The 19,150-nt window shown below is 64.7% G+C and carries 17 protein-coding genes; 4 read left to right on the top strand and 13 right to left on the bottom strand.

Annotation, left to right across the window (positions count from 1 at the left end):
- Nucleotides 1-2: 2 nt before the first annotated feature.
- The 3 genes from IG169_RS19240 to IG169_RS19230 form a co-directional block, all read right to left on the bottom strand.
- A complete protein-coding gene (locus IG169_RS19240; protein ID WP_193177883.1) occupies nucleotides 3-2,819 on the bottom strand; it encodes an EAL domain-containing protein in 2,817 nt (938 codons plus the stop codon).
- A gap of 55 nt (nucleotides 2,820-2,874) precedes the next feature.
- On the bottom strand, nucleotides 2,875-3,699 hold the full coding sequence (locus IG169_RS19235) for a FecR domain-containing protein (protein ID WP_193177882.1): 825 nt from the start codon (nucleotides 3,697-3,699) through the stop codon (nucleotides 2,875-2,877).
- 173 nt (nucleotides 3,700-3,872) lie between these two features.
- On the bottom strand, nucleotides 3,873-4,274 hold the full coding sequence (locus tag IG169_RS19230; RefSeq protein ID WP_428982271.1) for a hypothetical protein: 402 nt from the start codon (nucleotides 4,272-4,274) through the stop codon (nucleotides 3,873-3,875).
- Between the two features lie 427 nt (nucleotides 4,275-4,701).
- Here IG169_RS19230 and IG169_RS19225 point away from each other — a divergent pair, with 427 nt between their 5' ends.
- Together IG169_RS19225 and IG169_RS19220 are read left to right on the top strand one after the other, a co-directional pair.
- Nucleotides 4,702-5,712, top strand: a complete 1,011-nt coding sequence (locus IG169_RS19225; RefSeq protein ID WP_193177881.1) for a hypothetical protein — start codon at nucleotides 4,702-4,704, stop codon at nucleotides 5,710-5,712.
- Entirely contained in the window at nucleotides 5,709-7,298 is a 1,590-nt protein-coding gene (locus IG169_RS19220; protein ID WP_193177880.1) for a peptidoglycan-binding domain-containing protein, read from the top strand. The genes IG169_RS19225 and IG169_RS19220 overlap by 4 nt, the downstream gene beginning before the upstream one ends.
- A 6-nt stretch (nucleotides 7,299-7,304) precedes the next feature.
- On the opposite strand, the gene IG169_RS24390 is transcribed toward IG169_RS19220, so the two are convergent.
- The 9 genes from IG169_RS24390 to IG169_RS19175 form a co-directional block, all read right to left on the bottom strand.
- Nucleotides 7,305-8,540 carry a HupE/UreJ family protein gene (locus tag IG169_RS24390; RefSeq protein WP_193177879.1) on the bottom strand — a complete coding sequence of 412 codons (1,236 nt, stop codon included), beginning with the start codon at nucleotides 8,538-8,540 and terminating at the stop codon, nucleotides 7,305-7,307.
- An 11-nt stretch (nucleotides 8,541-8,551) separates the two neighbouring features.
- Entirely contained in the window at nucleotides 8,552-8,704 is a 153-nt protein-coding gene (locus tag IG169_RS19210) for an entericidin domain-containing protein (RefSeq protein WP_193177878.1), read from the bottom strand.
- A 69-nt stretch (nucleotides 8,705-8,773) separates the two neighbouring features.
- Complete coding sequence (locus tag IG169_RS19205; protein WP_193177877.1) at nucleotides 8,774-9,982, bottom strand: ABC transporter permease; 1,209 nt, start codon at nucleotides 9,980-9,982, stop codon at nucleotides 8,774-8,776.
- Nucleotides 9,972-10,733, bottom strand: a complete 762-nt coding sequence (locus IG169_RS19200) for an ABC transporter ATP-binding protein (RefSeq protein WP_193177876.1) — start codon at nucleotides 10,731-10,733, stop codon at nucleotides 9,972-9,974. Before IG169_RS19200 ends, IG169_RS19205 begins: the two co-directional genes overlap by 11 nt.
- On the bottom strand, nucleotides 10,730-11,986 hold the full coding sequence (locus IG169_RS19195) for an efflux RND transporter periplasmic adaptor subunit (RefSeq protein WP_193177875.1): 1,257 nt from the start codon (nucleotides 11,984-11,986) through the stop codon (nucleotides 10,730-10,732). Before IG169_RS19195 ends, IG169_RS19200 begins: the two co-directional genes overlap by 4 nt.
- Nucleotides 11,987-12,204: 218 nt before the next feature.
- The gene (locus IG169_RS19190; RefSeq protein WP_193177874.1) at nucleotides 12,205-12,690 is read right to left on the bottom strand and encodes a DoxX family membrane protein; all 486 of its coding nucleotides are present in this window, start codon (nucleotides 12,688-12,690) and stop codon (nucleotides 12,205-12,207) included.
- A gap of 87 nt (nucleotides 12,691-12,777) precedes the next feature.
- Nucleotides 12,778-14,313, bottom strand: a complete 1,536-nt coding sequence (locus IG169_RS19185) for a DHA2 family efflux MFS transporter permease subunit (protein WP_193177873.1) — start codon at nucleotides 14,311-14,313, stop codon at nucleotides 12,778-12,780.
- A gap of 16 nt (nucleotides 14,314-14,329) precedes the next feature.
- On the bottom strand, nucleotides 14,330-15,493 hold the full coding sequence (locus IG169_RS19180; RefSeq protein ID WP_193177872.1) for an HlyD family secretion protein: 1,164 nt from the start codon (nucleotides 15,491-15,493) through the stop codon (nucleotides 14,330-14,332).
- On the bottom strand, nucleotides 15,490-15,975 hold the full coding sequence (locus tag IG169_RS19175; protein ID WP_193177871.1) for a MarR family winged helix-turn-helix transcriptional regulator: 486 nt from the start codon (nucleotides 15,973-15,975) through the stop codon (nucleotides 15,490-15,492). The genes IG169_RS19180 and IG169_RS19175 overlap by 4 nt, the downstream gene beginning before the upstream one ends.
- Nucleotides 15,976-16,117: 142 nt before the next feature.
- Here IG169_RS19175 and IG169_RS19170 point away from each other — a divergent pair, with 142 nt between their 5' ends.
- Nucleotides 16,118-17,164 (top strand): hypothetical protein, encoded by a 1,047-nt coding sequence (locus IG169_RS19170; RefSeq protein ID WP_193177870.1) that lies wholly within the window; start codon nucleotides 16,118-16,120, stop codon nucleotides 17,162-17,164.
- Between the two features lie 62 nt (nucleotides 17,165-17,226).
- Here the strand turns inward: IG169_RS19170 and IG169_RS19165 are convergent, their stop codons facing one another.
- A complete protein-coding gene (locus IG169_RS19165; protein WP_210326106.1) occupies nucleotides 17,227-17,964 on the bottom strand; it encodes a sulfotransferase-like domain-containing protein in 738 nt (245 codons plus the stop codon).
- 71 nt (nucleotides 17,965-18,035) lie between these two features.
- Between IG169_RS19165 and IG169_RS19160 the strand changes: the two genes are divergently transcribed.
- Nucleotides 18,036-18,950: an aminotransferase class IV gene (locus IG169_RS19160; RefSeq protein ID WP_193177869.1), complete on the top strand. Its 915-nt coding sequence runs from the start codon at nucleotides 18,036-18,038 to the stop codon at nucleotides 18,948-18,950.
- Nucleotides 18,951-19,150: the final 200 nt, after the last annotated feature.

The raw sequence follows: 19,150 nt of genomic DNA, 5'->3' as shown, positions 1-19,150 counted from the left end.
CGTCAGGCGGACGCGGCCAGCCCGCGCTGTCCGTCTTGCAGCAACTCGTCGGCAAGCCGGCGGAAGTCTGCGGCATCGAGGGGTTTCGAATAGAGATAGCCCTGACCTTCCTGGCAGCCGATCAGCCGCAGGAACGTCTCTTGTTCGCGCGTTTCGACGCCTTCGCACACGATGGTCATCTTGAAGGTCTCGGCGAGCACGGTCACCGAGCGCAGGATCCCCTGCGTTTCGGGATTGGTCGTCAGGTCGCGGGTGAACTGCTTGTCGAGCTTGATCTCGTCGAACGGCAGTTGCGCGAGATAGGCGATGCCGGAATAGCCGGTGCCGAAATCGTCGAGCGACAGCGACACGCCCAAAGCCTTCAGGGCCCTGATCCGCGCCAGCGTCGACTCGTCTGTTTCCAGCAATTCGCTTTCCACCAGCTCGATCGTCAGGCGCGCCGGGTCGAGGCCGGAGTGCGCCAGCGCGGTTTTCACGTCTGCGATGATTGCGTCATTGGCGAGTTGCTGCGGAGCGACATTCACCGAGACCGACAGGGCTTCCGGCCAGTTCGCCGCTTCCTTGCAGGCCGTGAACATCGCCCAGCGCCCGAGCGCGGTGATCAATCCGTTGGCCTCGGCGATGGCGACGAATTCCACGGGCGAGACCGCGCCGAGCAGCGGATGATGCCACCGGATCAGCGCCTCGGCGCCGCGCGGCGTGCCGTCCTTCAGGCCCATCTGCACCTGGTAGTGCAGTGTCAGTTCGTCCCGGTCCAGCGCGCCCCAGAGGTCGCGCTCGATGATGCGGGCGCGCTTGCGCTGATTGGCCAGCGTCTCGTCGAAGAATACGATTTCCGTCCCCCTGGCGATGCGCGCCTCGTCAAGCGCCATCTCGGCGCGCTCGAGCAGGTGTCCTGTGGTTTCCGCGGCGTCTATCGCCGGGTCGTGCAAGACGACACCGGCCTTCACGCCAACCTGCGCCGTTGCGCGCTTGATCCGGTAGGGCGCCTTGATGACGCCGACGATGCACTCGGCCGCCGCATGTGCCGCAGCCTCGTCCGCTATGCCGTCGAGCAATACCGCGAATGTATCGCCGCCGAGCCGTGCGACGGCGCGGACGCGGGCATCGGCATCCTGCAGTCGCTGCGCGACTTCGCCCAGCACCATGTTCCCGGTTTCGCGTCCGAGCGCGATATTGATGGTCTTGAAGCGGTGCAGATTGATCGCGACGATTGCGAAACCCTGACCCGCGCCCGTCTCCCTGATCGTCGAGCCGGCGATGCGGAGGAAGGCGTGGCGGCGCCAGACATTGGTCATGTCGTCGCAATCCGACAACCATTGCAGTTTCCGCTGGTCGGAAAGCCGCTGCGTGATGTCGCGCGCCGTCAGGCAGGCGACCAGCCGGCGCTCGCCGCTCTTTTTCTTCCGGTCATCGTCCAGCACAGAAATGCCGATTGTGTATTCGATTGAGCGGGTGCCGCCGTCTTCCGCCGGAAGCTGCGTCGTTTTCATTTCCGGCTCATGCCGCATGCCGTCGCGCACAGCGCTAAGGGCGGTCTCGATCTCCGCGCACAGTTCCTCCGGCAGAAAGCTCGACGCGGGCACGTCGGATTGCGCGTCGAAGGGTGCGAGGTCGAATATCGCGCCGGCCGCGTTGCTGGTCTGCAGCGCGCGGCCGTCCTCGTCGATGACGACGATCGCATCGAAATTCTCGCTGACGACCTGTTGCAGGACCTGCCGCATATGCCGGGCCTCCCTGGTCGCTTCCCGCAGCAGCCTTCGGAAAAAATCCGACATGGCGGCGGATCGAAGGCCCAGCGCGGTCAGCGTGGCGACATGGATGAAGGCGGTCGGCACCAGCAGTCCGAACCGGACATAGGCGAATGTCGCAAGTGCTTCCGCGATCGCCGAAATCGCCACCAGCGTGGCGGCGCCCCCGAGCGGGCTTCGCGTCCGCAGGCCGGCCAGCACCAGGATCAGGAACGCGAGTGTGACTGCGGCGACGGGCATGCCGCCGACCGGGAGCAGGTCGCGGCCGGCGATCAGCGTTTCCGCGGCCAGAATCTGGATCATCGCGCCCGCAATGTAGCCCTGCTTGGGTACAGGGTAGAAATCTCGCAACTCCGTCGCATAGGCCCCGACGACCACTTTCTTTCCCTCGAACAGTCCGGGGTCGGCCTTGTCGTTCAGGAGATCGGATACGCTGACGACCGGCACAGTCGCCGGATCGATGCCGAAATCGATCCGGATTGCCTTTTCAGTCCCGGCATTCTGTCCGGCGATGGCCGCCGGGACGGACGGGATGAATTCGGATCCCGCGACCTGCCCCGTCGGGAACGATCGGACCTTGCCGTCGCTGTTGGGATGGATGTTCACCGTGGCGAGCCATGCGTTGCGCGCCAGCATGTCGATCGGGGCGGTGACGGTTGCTTTGCGCTGTGTTGACGCCGCATCCGGATATTGCAGGAAGACCGGCAACGTCACGCTGCCCTGCGCTCTTTCGATGGCAGCGGCGAAGGCTTCGTCGTCGGTTGGATCGGACGGCGTGGAGAAGTCGATATCGAAATAGATTTCGCCCGCGCCGAGTTGGTGCAACCGGTCCGTGATCCGCGCATGCACGCTGCGCGGCCAGGGCCAGACGCCGACGGCATCCAGGCTTTTCTTGTCGATCGCGACGAAAACGACCTCCCCGGACGCGGGGCGGTCGGCGAAAAGGAAGCGCTTGTCGGCGAGGAAACGGTCGAGCGGTCCGAACAGCGATGCGACCTGGGCAAGCAGAATGAGCGCGAGAATTCCCGCGCTCACGATGGTTCGTCGCTGGTCGATGATCCGGATCATGACAACTGGTTCACGCGAGTGGGTCGGCGTTTGTTGAACGGCTCGGGTCGGTCAATTACTTTTTCCCGTTCCCGTTCCCGTTCCCGTTCCCGTTCCCGTTGGAGTGCCCGTCGCCGCCGGAATTGCCGTTGCCATTGCCGCCGGAGTTCCCGTTTCCGTTGCTGCCGGAATTGCCCTTGCCGTTTCCACCGGAATTGCCCTTGCCGTTAGAGGCGCCTTTTCCCTTTGAACTGCCAACGCTGCTGGTCTTGCTCTTGGAAAGGCCGTAAGCGTTGCCCTTGGCTTTCGACTGGGCGGTGGCCGTCGCGGTCATGGACGTGTTGGCGCCGCTCAGGCTGAAGGAGGAATTGGCGGCATCGACCTCGGCCTTGCCGCCGAGACCGACCGCGGCAACCGCGCCGCTAAGACGGTCCGTGACCTCGACAAGTCCGCGATTGACCCCGAGCGTCGAATGCTGGCGCCGGGCGGTAACCGTGAATTGCGTGCCCTTGACGATGGCTGCCATGTATGGGGTCGTGACCTTCATCTGGTCGTAGCCGCGTTTGCGAAGGTCGATCGTCACGGCGCCGAACGGTTGCCGCACGTCTGACACAGGTCTGGCGTCGGTGCCTCTCTCCACTGTCGCGACGAGCGAGTATGGACCGATGAACATGGTGTCCGTGTCACGGCGCAACAGCACGCGCCCGTGATCGCCGGTATTGATCCATGATGCGTTCGGCACGTTCATTCCCTGCCGGACTGGAGCCCAGGTCTTGCCGTCGGTCGTGTACACCGCCGGAAGAGTAACGCGGTCCACGTGCCAGCCATCGGCGAAGGCCGCACTGACAGTGGCTGCCATGGCGAAGGAAATCGCCAGCGCGAGGATATTGAGATAGCGCATGTTGCCGCCCCGGAATTGATCTGCCCGTCCGGGATAGCGCGCTTGGGCAAACAAGAACTGAATCGCCGACACATTCCCTTACGGGACTATGAACGTGGTAAACAATTCGTAGGCGCTGTTTCGAACCGGTACCGTTCGACATCGCGGTGCTCCAAAACGGGCCGCCGGTCCGCTCAGAACATGCGCTGCGGCACGAACAGGCAGATCGTCTTGCCGTCGTCGGAGCCGGCCACCGAACACCAATGGAACTCGCCGTCCGGCGAAGTCCTTATGCGCTTGTCGGAATAGGGCACGGCTTCGCCCGTCGTCGGTATGATGAAGGCGCCGCCGCTTTCCTTGATCCATTTCGACGAAACCGGGCGGCAGTCGTAGCCCGAGCAGCACTCGTAGGGATACATCCAGCCCGACGGCGCTTCATGAGCGCGGGCGGTGGTCGCGCCGGTCAGGGCCAGCGCAACGCCTGCCGAGGCGGCGGCGAAGCGGGCGGCCTTGTGGGCGGATCCGCGTTCTGGCTGTGCGATGGAGACGAATTGTCCGGTGCTGTTGCCGGGCGGGCGGTGATGTCGTGGGCGCATAAGGGCCTCCGGGCTAGGTGCTTTGCTTGCCCGACCTCATGCGTTTCCTGTTTCTCCATGCGGCGCGAGGCAACAATATACGACGCTGTATTTTAGGCTTCGGCCCGTCCTGCCCGAATATTGGGCATCATCCGCTGATTCGGCGGATTTCACAAGGATTCTGCAGCGCACAATCGATGTCGCGCAGCAATGGATCGGTGATGGGATTGGCCGGACGGCCGCATGTATGCGGGACCTGTCCGGCGGCGCGCGGGATAGACCAAGCCCGCGTCATGAAAATATCCCGGAAGGATTCGGCCGGTTCGGTATTTGTAACAGAGTCTGATCGTATCAAGCCTATCACGTAACACAACAGTGTTGAGACTTGCGCTTGCCGATTGCTGAATGTTTAATGAAAAAGGGCTAAATCTGGTGGGATGGGGAAGTTATGCGTATTGTCCCTATACTGGCGCGTTGTGCGCTCGTTGTTGCCGCGTTGCTTGCCGCGTCTGTTCCAGGTCGCGCGCAAAACGATCCCTTGGTCGCGTTCGAGAATTTCGTCAAGGATGGGCAGTTCGATAGCGCCAGCTTCTATATTCAGAACGGGATTCTGAAGAAGGAGCAGATCGATACGTCGCAGATATTCTATGACGCCCTGACCCAGAAATATTCGCGGGACTTCGACGCCAATTTCCCGAAGATCCGGCAGATCTACGATTACCTTTCACAGATCAACCCGATCGACATGAACCGCGTCTTCTTCTGTGGCAACAACCACGAGAGCAAGTGCGTGATGTCCACGACCGTGATGTCCGGCATCCGGCCGAACTACGCGGCGTGGTTCGTGGAGCGCGGATTGGATCTCAATCAGCGTGTGCCCGACATCGTTCCGGCGACCGTTCCGCTCATCGTGCGGCTGGGCAGCTACTATTCGTTGAACGACCTGAACTGGTTCGCCGGCAACGGGCTGATCCTGGGAGACGAGACCTACCCGCTGCAGGAACTGGCCAACTACCGGGACAGCTATATTTCCGGCGGCGGCCTGAACCTGCCCGGAAACTATCTCAGCCTGAACGACCAGAACTTTCTCGACATGCTGGTCATCGTCCTGGGCAGCACGGTTCTGCGCCGCCACGACAGTGCCGAGGTCAGCCGCCGGCGGTCCATCATGTGCGATTTCATTACCTATGCCGCTCCGTCCTACAAGCCGTCCTTCGATTACCTCTCCTATCTCCTCGGGACGGTGCAGGAGTTTCGCGGTGTGAATGTCGGCAAGCAGGCAAAGGACGGTCGTCTGATCTACCAGCCGTTCCCGAATTCCTGCGTGACCCTGATAGAGAATATGGCGGTCAGCCATGCTCAACTCAGCAACGTGATCTCGTCATTTGCTGCTGATAGCGACGTGGCGACCGCCAACTGGCTGATCTCGATAGCGCAAAGGAGGTCGCAGGGCGGATGAAGAAGACAATTTCGAGAACTGTCGCCGGATGCCTGCTGGCGAGCGTCGTCGTCGCGCCGGCGGCGGCTGATGACAGGGTGGTTCGCGGTTTGATGGGCCTTGGCGGCGCGATCATCCTCAACGAGATGCAGAGGAACAATCAACCGCCGCCGCGCCGTCAGCAGTATATCGGCAGCGCGCAGGCCGCCAAGGCGGCCGAGGCGCGCGAACTGCGCCGGGAGGTGCAGCGCCGGCTCAATTTGCTCGGCTTTGATGCCGGCGTCGCCGATGGCGTGTACGGACGCCGGACCCGTACCGCGATTGCGCGATTCCAGGCCAGCATTGGCCGAAATCCCGACGGCAGGATTTCCGCGGAGGAGATATCGATCCTCTATGCCCAGACCGGTGGCGGCGGTACGGGTGACGGCTTTGCCGCGGGCGGCGGCGTCGCGGTCGGCCCCGCGCCGGCTTTCCCGTCACTCTCGGGGCAGGCCGCTCCCGGTGCCTCGGCGTCCGCGGGAGGTTTTCCCGCCATGGGCGCGAACGGCTCGGCCGGACAACAACCGTCGGGCTTCCCTGCGCTGGGCGGGACGGCGCCCGCCGCGCAAGGCGGCGCCCCGTCCGCATTCCCGCAGCTTGGAACGTCGGACACGGCTAAAGCCGCTCCCGGCGGCGGATTTCCGCAATTGGGATCGGCCCAGCCGCAAGGCGGTTCCGGCACGACCTTTCCGACGATCGCCGCGCCTTCGGGCGGCGCCGAAACGCCACCGCCGCAGATGCCCGGCCTTGCCGCTGCTCCGGAACAGGCCGAACGGCAGATGCCGGGTCTCGCGGCAGCGCCGGAGCCGAAGGAAGGGGAACAGCCCATGCCGGGTCTTTCCGCGGCGCCGGTCACCGGCAGCACGCAGTTGCCCGTGCTTGCCGCGCCCGCTCCGGAAACCGTCCGCCCCGCTCGGCCGGCCGATCTCGGCGCCGAGATTGCAAAGGTTGTCTACGAGACGCCGGACAAGCAACCGCTGATCTCCGGAATCACGCTGGCGATGTCCGGCGGCTCCCTGGAACAGACGGTCGCCGACAACGGTTTTTCGGGATGCGAGAACGGCGGCGGCCGGTTCTCCTGCGCGCGCGAGGCAGACACGCTGACCGAGACCATTCGCGCCTGGATCCACGACGGCGATGTATGGGCGGTTCAGCGCGAGATCGTTTTCAAGTCACCGGTTCCCCGCCCGGCCGTCGCCGGGCAGCTGAGCGGCGCCTACCCGCATCTGGCTTCGGGCCAGGGCATCATCTCGTCTGGCGCCTACTGCAATATCCGTGACAGCGGCGACGCGGCGCTCGCCCGGCTGTTTGACGAACGGCCGGTGTCCGGCAAGCTTTCGGCGGATGCGTTCGCGGATGGCCCGTTGGCCCGGATGTCCGATCTGGCGGAGCGCTGCCCCGTCGCCTACACGCTTGACCTCGAAGGCACGGGAAACGAGGTTTCCGCCATTCGCATGACTTTCTTCGACGGCACCGGCATCAACCGCGAATATGCCGCCGCCCTGGCGCGCGAGGATGCGGAGACGAAGGCCCTGGAGGAAAAGGTCGTGAACGATCTCAAGCTGTAGGCCGGATCAGGCCACCAGCGCGGCCGACCGCTCGACGACCCACCATGCCGACATGCCGGCGATGCCGGCCAGCGCCGCGTTGCGCAGCACCGGCGTCGCGCCGGCCGAAAGCCGCATCAGCACGGCCATGACGGCAAGCGTTGCGGCGATGACCGCCAGTTGCCCGAACTCGATGCCGACATTGAAGGAGGCAAGCGCCGGGATCAGGTTCGGCGCGTCGCGGCCGAGGATTTCGCCGAGCACGAAGGAAAAGCCGAGCCCGTGCAACAGGCCGACGCCCGCGATCACCGCGATCGAATCCATCTGCCGCCTGAGCGCCGCGACGGCCGCATAGAGCACGGTCGCCGCGATCGACGTTTCCACGGCCGGAATGAACCACGGCCATGACGGCGTCGCGCCGAGGAAGGTGGCGATCAGCGTCGCCGAATGGCCGAGCGTGAACGCCGTGACGATCCACAACAGCCGCGTCCGCGCGCCGACGCCGAGCGCCAGGCAGACGACGAGAAAGACGTGGTCGATGCCCTGCAGGATGTGCAGCACGCCCTGTCGCACGAATTCGAGCACCGTATGCGCCAGCGAGCCGTCGATCGTCTCCGCCGCCTCCAGCTGGCCGGGTCTGGTGTAGGAAACCGGTGCATCGCCGCGCGCGTCGACGATATGGTTGTCGATGGAGACGCCGTCGGGCAGCGGCAAGGGCGGCAGCGCCGAGGCGATCCGGATTGCGCCGCCGGCGGCGGGCAGTGCGAGCTTCAGCCGCATGTCGACATAGGCCTCGCCGAACAGCGGGTCCTGCGCCGCGTTATCCGCCTGCAGTGCCGCCCGCGCGCTTTTCCCGTTGTTGAAGGCGGTACGCGGCTCGGCGTCGTGGATGCGCCAGGAAACAAGCGCCGCCGTCACCGGATCGCCCTTTTGCGACCACGCAAACGCGCTTTCCAGCCGCCTGGCGAACGCCGCCTCGTTCGCGCGGATCGCGTCGAGCGAGACATGGTAGACCGGGCCCGTTGCCGTCTCCTGCGCATGGATGAATTCGCTGTCGAGCGGCGTCCCCGCCGCCTGCGCCCTTGTGACAAGATCGGAAAACAGCAGCGGCAGCGGCGTACGCACGAAGGCACTCGTTCCGCCGTCGGCGTCGCGCGTCACAACGATCGAGCGCAGCTTCACGCCTTCGGCGAAGTGTGCCTCGGCGATCGTGCTTGTCAGGATGAGCAGCAGTATCGCGCTGATCGACCTGATGATGGCCACCCCGCCGGGTCCTAGTCGGCGGCGTTGGCGATGTCCGAGCCGGCGGTCTTCGTCGCCTGGACGACATTCGCCGTGTCGCGGCCGACACCGCGGATCGTGTTTGCGCAGGCGGTCACCGACAACAGGGCGGTGAGGATGATCGCGGTCTTTGCGATGCGTGTCATGGGAGTACCTTTTCGCTGTCTGGTCCGGCGCTGCAATCTGCGGCCGGGTCCGGTCTGTCGGCGCTGCGGCTATTCGTGCCGCAGCGCCTCGATCGGGTCAAGCCGCGCGGCGCGCCGTGCCGGAAAATAGCCGAACACGATGCCGATGAAGGCCGAGAAGGCGAAGGCCAGGAACGTCGTCGTCCAGTCCGGCGCGAACGGGATCTTCATGTAGATCGAACCGATATAGCCGAAGCCGAGGCCGAGCAGGATGCCGATCAGCCCGCCGAGAAGCGACAGCACGACCGCCTCGACGAGGAACTGCATCAGCACCTGGGTTTCCGTCGCGCCGATGGCGAGCCGGATCCCGATCTCGCGGGTACGCTCGGTCACCGAGACCAGCATGATGTTCATGATGCCAATGCCGCCGACGAGCAGGCTGACCGCCGCCACCGCCGACAACAGCCCGGTCATCACCGCTGTGATGCCGGTCAGCATGGAGGTGATCTCCTTGGTGTCCATGACGGAGAAATTGTCTTCCTCGCCGCTGGAAATCCTGCGGCGCTCGCGCAGCAGCAGTTCGATCGCCGACTGCACCTTTTCCGTCGAGTAGCCGGGTTCCACCGCCACATACATTGACGAAATGTCCTGGTTGCCGGCGATCCGCCGCAGGAAGGTGCGGATGGGGATCAGCACCGTGTCGTCCTGGTCCTGGCCGAAGCTCGACGCGCCTTTCGCTTCCAGAACGCCGATCACGCGGCAGGAAATCTGCTCCATGCGGATCGTTTCGCCGACCGGGTCGCCGGCGCCGAACAGGTCTTTGCGCACGGTTTCGCCCAGGATGCAGGTGGCGGTTCCCGCGCGCAGTTCGCTTTCGTAGAATTCGCGTCCCAGCGCCACGTTCCAGTCGCGCGCGATCAGGAAGTCGTTATCGACGCCGGTGATGGTCGCCTGGTGGTTCTCGTTGCCGTAGATCACCGTCATCGACGACGTGTTGGCGGGAGTCGCCGCGATCACGCCCGGAATTTGTTCCTTGATCGCCTCCACGTCCTTGAGGGTGAAGCGCGGCGCCGACCGGCCCGACGAGCGCGGCCCCATCCCGGCGCCCGGGCGCACGATCAGCAGGTTGGTCCCCAGTTTCGAGACGTCGGACTCGATCTGGTCGGTCGATCCTTGGCCGATCGTCACCATGGTGATCACGGCGGCGACGCCGATGATGACGCCGAGGATGGTCAGGAAGGACCGCATCGCGTTACGGATGATGGCCTGGAAGGCCTGCCGCACGGTTTCAGTGAACATCGGCGGTCTCCGGGGCAGGGGCGCGCGGGTTTCCGTTCATGCCGTCGCGCTCGATCAGGCCGTCCTTGAAGTGGACGATGCGGCCGGCATATTCGGCCATGTCCGGCTCATGCGTCACCATGATGACGGTGAGGCCTTCCTCGCGGTTGAGCCGCGCGATCAGCTCCATGATCTCCTGGCTGCGCGCGGTGTCGAGATTGCCGGTCGGTTCGTCGGCGAGCAGCACGGCCGGTTCGGATGCGATCGCGCGGGCGATCGCCACGCGCTGCTGTTCGCCGCCGGAAAGCTTCGACGGTTCCTTGTCGAGGCGGCGTCCGAGTCCGACCCGCTCCAGCATGGCTTTCGCCAGCGCGCGCCGCTCGGCCCGCGAAACGCCCTTGTAGATCAGCGGCAATTCGACATTGTCGAGCGCCGAGGTGCGCGCCAGAAGGTTGAAGCCCTGGAACACGAAGCCGAGATAGTCGCGCCGCAGGATGGACCGCTGGTGGCGGTCGAAGCCGCCGACATCGGCGCCGGAGAAGTGGTAGGTGCCCGCCGTCGGCGTGTCGAGCGCGCCGATGATGTTCATCGCCGTCGACTTGCCGGAACCGCTCGGACCCATGATGGCGACGAACTCGCCGGGCGCGATGTCGAGGTCGATGCCGCGCAGCGCATGCACCGCGGCCTCGCCCTCGCCATATACGCGGGTCACGCCGCGAAGCGAGATGACCGGTTGCCTGTCCGCCGCGTCGGTAGCGCCGGGCGCGGTCATTGCGCGGTGTCCATGTCGGTGATGACGGCGTCGCCTTCCTTCAGGTCGCCCTCGAGGATCTGCGTGCGCGATCCGTCGGTGCGGCCGGTGCGCACCTTGACCTCTGCCGGGATGCCGTCGCGCAGCACCCAGATCGAGCGCATGCCGGCGCCGTCGGCGGCGGCCGGGATGCGGCTCGTCGAACTCGTCCGGCGCGGCATCAGCATGCCGAGAAGGCCGCTCGCGCCGCTTTCCTCCTGCTGGGTTTCGGCCGGCGGCGCGAAGCGCAGCGCCGCGTTCGGCACGGCGAGGACATCGTCCAGTTTGGCGACCGTGATTTCCGCCGTCGCCGTCATGCCGGGCCTGAGCAGCAATTCCTTGTTCGCCACATCGAGGATCGCCTTGTAGGTGACCACGCCGTCGATGGTCTCCGGCGCGAAGCGCAACTGCACGATCGCGGCCTCGAAAGAGCGGTCCTGATAGGCCTCGACGGTAAATTGCGCCTCATTGCCGACGGCCACCTGGCCGATATCGGCCTCGTCGACATCGACCTTCAGGTTCATGTGCGACAGGTCCTCGGCCAGCGTGAACAGGACCGGTGCGGACAGCGAGGCGGCGACGATCTGCCCGACCTCCACCGACCGGTCGAGAACGATGCCGTTGATCGGCGAATCGATGACGGATTTGTCGAGATCCGTTTCCGCCAGCTTCAGGTCGGCTTCCGCGACCTTGATATTCGCTTTCGCCGTGTCCAGCGACGCGACGGCGCGCTGGTATTCGGCTCGCGTTGTCAGCAGCGATTCCTGCGAGGAGATGCCCTGGTCGGAGAGCCGCTGCGAACGCTCATAGGCGTCCTTCTTCTCGTCCAGCGTCACCTGCGCCTCGATCAGGCTGGCATTGCGCGCGGTCAGCGTCGCGCGCGCGTGCTCGACATTGGCTTCCAGCTTGTCGGTGTCGAGCTTGGCCAGCGCGTCGCCTTTCTTGACTAGGTCGTTGTAGTCGGCGTCGACCTCGCGCACCGTGCCGGACAATTCGCTCGAGATTTCCACCGTGTTGACCGGCTCGATCGTTCCGGTCGCGGTCACGGTCACGGTTATGTTTGCGCGGCCGGCCGGCGAGGTGGTGTAGCGCACCGAGCCGGCATCGCTGCCGCTTGATTGCCAGTACCAGATGGCGGCGGCGGCGATGACCAGCGCGATGGCGACGACCCAGATCGCGGGCGAGCGGCGGCGGCTCTTGCGCGCAATGGCTTCGATCTCGGTCTTGTCCGGCATTGTTTCCCTCGTCCTTGCGTTTGTCGCTGGGGAGCGCCTGTTTGCCCGTGCAAGGCGTCTTCCGCCTTGATTCCAGTCAACGCAAAGTTGGGTACTGATGCGGAGCGGTGCAAGTTAAAGTTTTGTCATGCCCTCCGCGTCCGCGTGCGAACTCAGGCGGGAGCCCCCGCCGGAGTTTGCGGCAAACGGTGACGGCGCTCCCGGAGAGCGTCAGCCGGTCAGGCCGTCGCCCAGTGCAGCAATGGGTGTTCCTTGACGCTGGCCCGCCGTGCGAACCAGCCGTCGAGGCCCACGATATGGCCGGCATGGGCCGCGATCATCAGGCCCAGAACCAGCGCGTAGACGATATGTTCGTCGAGCAGGAAATTGTTGGGATTGCTGACATAGGGGAAGTCCATATGGGCCATCCAGTACAGGATCATCAGCCCGATACCGAACATCGAGCTGACCCGCACCAAAAGCCCCGCGAGCAGGGAAAGGCCGATCAGCAGGTGCCCGTAGGCGACGCAGAAGCTGATCACGGGCGCGATCACCGGACCGGTGAAATGCGCGAATAGCCCATGGAATGTCTTGGTGTGATCCAGGAAACCGGTCACCGAGAAATCGGCGGCGAATACCTGGTGGGATGCGGCGTAGAGAAACACCCACGCCATGGCGAGGCGCAGAAGTAGAAGCAGACTGCGCACAGATGTCTTGTCGGTCATTTCTCTCTCCTTTTGGAGTTTTTAAAGACTGAAGACTGGCGCATGCTTCGGCGGTCGCCATTGACCGCCGTCAAAACTTACAAATAGTTAATCCGCATGCACGACGGCCGGGGCGCCTGCCGCCGCGGCGCGCGGTTTGCGCAGCAGCAGCGCCAGCGGGAGGGCGGCGAGCGTCACGATCATCATCAGGTGGAAGTCGTCGATATAGGCGATCATCAGCGCCTGCTGGTTGACGAGTTGGTCCATCATCGAAAGCGCCGTCGGGTCGCCCGCCTGCGCCGCCGGAGAAATCGCGCCGAGCGCGGGATTGAAAGGCGAGATGAATGTCGACAACTCAACATGGTTGACCTGAAGGTTGTGCGTCAGCATCACGGTGACGATCGAGATGCCGATCGACGAGCCGATATTGCGCACCAGGCTGAACAGGCTTGTCCCGTCGGTGCGGTACTGCGGCGCCAGCGTCGCGAAGGCGACCGTCGACAGCGGCACGAAGACGAGCCCCAGCCCGAGCCCCTGGACGACGCCGGAGACGATGATCAGATTGTCGTCCATCTGCGGCGTGAAGCCGGTCATCATGTGCAGCGACCATGCCGTCAGCAGCAGTCCGACAACGACGAGAATGCGTGCGTCGATGATCCGCACCAGCCGGCCGACGATGATCATCGAGATCAGCGTGCCGACGCCGCGCGGCGCCATCACCAGCCCGGTCAGGACGGTCGAGTGGTTGAAAAGATTCGTCAGCATTGGCGGCAGCAGCGCGAGGCTCGCCAGCAGGACGATGCCGACGACGAAGATGAAGATCAGCCCGGTGACGAAATTGCGGTCGGTGAAGATCGCCGCGTCGATGAAGGTGTCCTCGGCGGTGAGCAAATGGATCGTGAATACCCAGAAGCCGGTCAGACAGAGCCCGAGTTCGATCCAGATTTCCACCGCCGAGAACCAGTCCACCTCGGCGCCCCGGTCGAGCATCAGCTGCAAGGCGCCGACGCCGAGCGACAGCATGGCGAAGCCGAAGAAATCGAAGCCGCGCAGCCTGATGGCGATTTTCGGCAGATACGCCGCCGAGCCGAGGAATGCGACGATGCCGACGGGAAGGTTGATGAAGAACACCCATCGCCAGCTGAAATATTCCGTCAGCCAGCCGCCCAGCGTCGGTCCGATGATCGGCGCGACCATGATGCCGGCGCCCCAGATCGCCATCGCCGAGCCGTGCCGTTCCTTCGGGTTGATGTCGAGCAGGAAGGTTTGCGACAGCGGAATGATCGCCGCGCCGAACAGGCCCTGCAGCAGCCGGAACAGCACCATGACCTCGATGTTCCAGGCGAGCCCGCAGGCCATCGAGGTGATGGTGAAGCCGACGATCGAGGTGAGGAACAGCTCGCGCCTGCCGATCCGGTCGGACAGCCAGCCGGTCACCGGCGTCATGATGGCGGCGGCGACGATATAGGAGGTGAGGACCCAGGTAACGGTATCCCGCGACGCGCTGAGGTCGCCCATCATCGACGGCAGCGCGACATTGGCGATCGTGGTGTCGAGCACCTGCATGATCGTGCCGAGCATGATCGAACCGGTGATCAGGCCGCGATGCGGAACCTCCTTGAAGTGCTCGTCGGACGTGGGCATGGGACGGCTTCGCGGCTTACTCGGCGGCGGTCGCCGTCGAGCCGAACAGATTAGGCAGGCCGCGGCTGACGCCGGTGTCGACCTCGACGGTCGCGCTCATGCCGGTGCGAAGCGCCATGGCGAGGCTCTTGTCCTCGACCTTCAGGCGCACCGGGATGCGCTGCGAGACCTTGACCCAGTTGCCGGTCGCGTTCTGCGCCGGGATCAGCGAGAACTCCGCTCCGGTGCCCGCGCCGATGCTCTCCACCGTCGCCTTCACCGGCCGGCCGGGGAAGGTGTCGAAGCGGATTTCGGCTTCCTGGCCGGGCTTCATGTGGGTCAGCTGCGTTTCCTTGAAATTGGCCTCGACCCAGCTGTCGCCGCTCTCGACCAGCGAAAACAGCGGCGTGCCGGTGGCAATCAGCTGGCCGGCCTGGAAGGAGGAGGCCTGCGAGATCACGCCGTCGGCGGGCGCGACGACGGTCGTCTGCGCCAGCTGGTAGGCCGCGTTGTCGCGCGTCGCGAGCGCCGCCTGCACGGACGGGTGCTCGTCGGTCTTGATGTCGGGATTGCCGCCGAGCGCGGCGAGCGCGCCGGTGACGGCCTGGTCGGCGGAGGCTTCCGTGTCGCGCGCCTTGGTCAGGTTGCGCATCGTTTCGTCGAGCGTGGCGCGCGTCGCGATGCCCTTGCCTTCCAGTTTCTTCTGGCGCTCCAGGTCGCCCTCGTAATAGGCGACGTCATTGGCGGCGAGCTGCTTCTGCGCCAGCGCCTGGCTGTAGGCGGCGCGCAACTGCCCGACATTCAGCCGCGCGGCGGCCAGCGCCGCGTTCGCCTGTTCGAGCGCGATCCGGTAAGGTTCCGGATCGACGACGAACAGCACGTCGCCCTTGTGGACGAAGCCGTTGTCGGTGACGTGGCTTTCGATGATCCGCCCGGAGGCCTGCGAGGCGATCGTCACCTTCGGCTGCTGCAGATAGGCGTTTTCGGTTTCCTGGTAACGGCCGCCGGTCACCCAGACATAGGAGCCGCCCACGACGAGCGCGAGCGGCAGGGCGATCATCAGCATTTTGCGCGACGGCAGGCGCGTCTTCTTTTTCTCGGCTTCCTGCCGGTCCCACGCGTCGCCGGCGGACTTCGCCGCCTCTGCCAGCTTGATGTTGGAATTTTCGGCTGCCGGCTCGGGTTTCCTGATCACGTTCATCCTGCGGTTTCCGTTTCCCTGGTCGTCGATCCGCACGCGCTTTCGCCGTCGGAAAGGTTGTCACATATCGTTTGCAGCCCGGCAACGAGCGTCTTGCGCACCTCCGGCGGCAGGCCGGCCAGTGCTTCTTCGTAGACTTCCGCCGCCATGCTCTTTACCTTGTCGAAGGCGGCGCGCGCCTTGGCTGTCGGGAAGACCATGCGTACCCGCCGGTCGCTGGCGGCCTGGCGTCGTTCCACCCAGCCGCCGTCCTCCATCCTGTCGATCAGGCGCGAGACGCTGATTGGTTCGATTTCGAGGAGTTCGGCGAGACGCGCCTGCGCCACACCCTCCTTCTTCTCTTCCTTGACGAGACGGACCAGCAACCGCCACTGCGCCGACGACAGTCCGTACACGCTGCCGCGCGCCTCGAAGCGCTTGCGCAGCAGCCGTGCCGCATCGTGCAGCAAAAGTCCTAAATTTTCGGTTCCGTCGGTTTTCATGAGCGCGATATATTATAAGCATGCTCATGTTTCAAGCGGTTTCACGCGAAATTCCCTGATGCGGCGTCTACGCCGTCAACTGGCTGTCATGCGCGGTGGATAGGTTTCGTTCGTCGAATCCTCGATATCCATGGAGACAATCATGAAGCTTGCAACGCTGCCGCGCATTTCGGTGCGCGCGTTTTCGATCGCCGCCGCCCTGTGCGCCATGTCGGGCGCCGCATTGGCGCAGGACACCTATTCCGTCGGACTTTGGGGCGACATGCCCTACGCGAAGTCGAACGATCAGCCGCGTATCCCGGCGCTCGTCGCCGATATCAACGCCTCCGACATCGCCTTCTCGCTTTATGACGGCGATATCAAGGACGGCTCGTCGAAATGCACCGACGACATCTATACGGACGCGATGGACATGTTCAACGGCTTGGCAAAGCCGGTTTTCTACATCCTCGGCGACAATGAGTGGACCGATTGCCACCGCACCAACAATGGCGGCTATGACAACCTCGAACGCCTCGACCACCTGCGCAAGGTGATGTTCGCCTCGCCCGAAAGCTTCGGCGCCGAGAAGATCACGCCCGAGCGCCAGGGCGGGCCCGGCGCGAAATTCGTCGAGAACATGCGCTATGCCCGTGGCGGCGCCATGTTCGTCGGTCTCAACGTGCCCGGCTCGAACAACAACAAGGTCAACAGCGACAAGGCTTGCGCCAAGAAGAGCGAGCGCACGCCCGAGCAATGCGCCGCCGACAACGCCGAATATGTCGAGCGCGACGCCGCTAACATCGCATGGCTGAAGGAATCCTTCGAAAAGGCGAAAGCCGAGGGCGACAAGGGCGTCATGATCGTCGTGCAGGGCGACCTCGGCTTCGACATCCCCGAAACCGAGGATGACGACGAGAGCCGTCTCCCCGGCAAGGACGGCTACGCCGCCTTCCTCGACGCGATGATCGCCGAGACCGTGGCCTTCGACGGCCAGGTCGTGCTCGTCCATGGCGATACGCACTATTACAAGATCGACAAGCCGTTGATCGACGCGACCCATCTGCTGCCCAACTTCACCCGCGTCCAGACCTTCGGCAGCCCCAACGTTCATTGGATCAAGGTCGACGTCGATGCCGCGACGCCGGACGTCTTCACCTTCCACCCGATGATCGTCAAGGCCAACGCCGCCGTCGGCCTGACGCACTGACGCCATACGGTGCCCGCCGGATCCTCTCCGGCGGGCATCAACCTTCCCCCGCTGTGCCGCCTTCAGCCCTTGGGCATCAACCGCCGCGCCGCCATCGCCTCGTAGTCGGGCAGCGCCTCCGCCTCTATTCGCGCGAGATCGGCCGGCAGGTCGGGCAGGACCATGCTTTCCGGCTTCTGAAACCCCGTCGATTTCCAGATCGCGTCATACCAGTGCCGGCCCCAGACGCCGTCCTCCGGCCGCGGCCCGGCCTCCCAGGCCAGCATCGCCGGATCGAACTTCATGCCGATCGCGCCGCAAAGTGCTGCCAGCATGGCTTGCGGATCGGCGAGAATGTCCTCCGAGGCGACGACGATCGGCGCCGCGCCCTGCATCTCGGTGATCGCCGCGTCGACCGCGCGCATGCGCCGGTAGCCGATATCGGCCTCGCTGACCTTTTCGTGCTTCCTGGCATAGCTCGCCAGCACGCGGCGCGGATGGCGGATCAGGAAGACATTCGTCACCCCGGCCGCCCAGTCGAGCGGAAAGCCGTCGACCATGTGATGCGGCATGTGTTTCTGGTAGCACCACGGCGTCGCAAACGGGCCGAGGCACTGCCGCGCCACCGCCTCCGGGTCGGTCTCGCCGGCCGCGATCACCGCGTCGCGCATCGGATGGTCGATCCCGGTCGCCGCCAGATAGGCGGCATAGAACGGTTCGTCCATCGCCGTGCAATCGGCCCGGTTGCCGAACGAGCGCATCATCGCGGTCGACAGGTTGCGCGGTCCCGACCACATCGCGATGATTTTCGTATCCGCCATCGGTGACGTCTCCCTGTGCTTTGAACCTTGTCGCAGTTGACCTTGCCGGGCGCGCGGTTTCAATTGCCGGCATGCAGAACGAAAAGACCACGACGCACGACGCCGAGCACGATCCGCGCAACGACGATATCCTGATCTGGGTGAACGGTGAACTGAGGCCGCGCGCCGAGGCCACCGTCTCGGTCTATGATTCCGGCTTCCTGCTCGGCGACGGCATGTGGGAGGGGCTTCGGCTCCACAGAGGCAAATGGGTGTTCCTCGACGACCATCTGGACCGCCTCTTTGCCGCCTGCCGCACGGTCGGCATCGATATCGGCATGGATCGCGCCGGCATTCTCGCCGCGCTGAACGGGACCGCGGCGGCCAACGCCATGACCGACAACGTCCATGCCCGCCTGATGATCACGCGCGGCGTCAAGGTGAAGCCGTTCCAGCATCCGTCGCTGTCGCGCTCCGGCCCGACCGTCGTCATCATCATGGAGCATTCGAAACCCGCGCCCGTCATCCGCGCTGGCGTCCGGCTCGCCACCGTGCCGCAGGTGCGCGGCCTGCCGATGAGCCAGGACCCGAAACTGAACTCGCACTCCAAGCTCAATTGCGTCATCGCCTGTCTGCAGGCCGAGGAGGCCGGCGCCGACGAGGGCCTGATGCTCGACCCGCATGGTTTCGTCAACACCACCAATGCCTGCAACTTCTTCGTGGTGCGCAAGGGCGAGGTCTGGACCTCGACGGGCGACTACTGCATGAACGGCATCACGCGGGCGAAGGTGATCGACCTCTGCCGCGCCAACGCCATTCCGGTTTACGAGCGGAATTTCTCGCTGGTCGACGTCCACGCGGCGCAGGAGGCCTTCCTGACCGGCACCTTCGCGGGCCTCACCCCGGTCGCCGAAATCGACCGCAAGCCAATGCCCGCCGTCGACGGCCCGGTCACGCAGCGTCTGCGCGGCCTCTATGAGGACCTCGTCGAGCGCGCCTGTACCTGACGATATTCGCGTCCGGGCCCTCCGCGAGTGCCGCGCCGCGAACGGTGTCCGGCTACATGACTGCGCCCTGTTTCGCCTGGAACTTCGCCATGACTTCAGCGCCCTTGGCATCGTCGGCGAATGACCACAGGCCCTTTTCGGCGCCCTCGACGATCAGGGAGTAGACGGCGTATTCGATGGCTTCGCGCACCGCGAGCTGC

It is taken from the genome of Oricola nitratireducens, assembly GCF_014904745.1.
GTDB lineage: Bacteria > Pseudomonadota > Alphaproteobacteria > Rhizobiales > Rhizobiaceae > Oricola > Oricola nitratireducens.
Note: the sequence above shows the minus strand (reverse complement) of the source record. Positions and strands in the feature narration are given on the sequence as shown.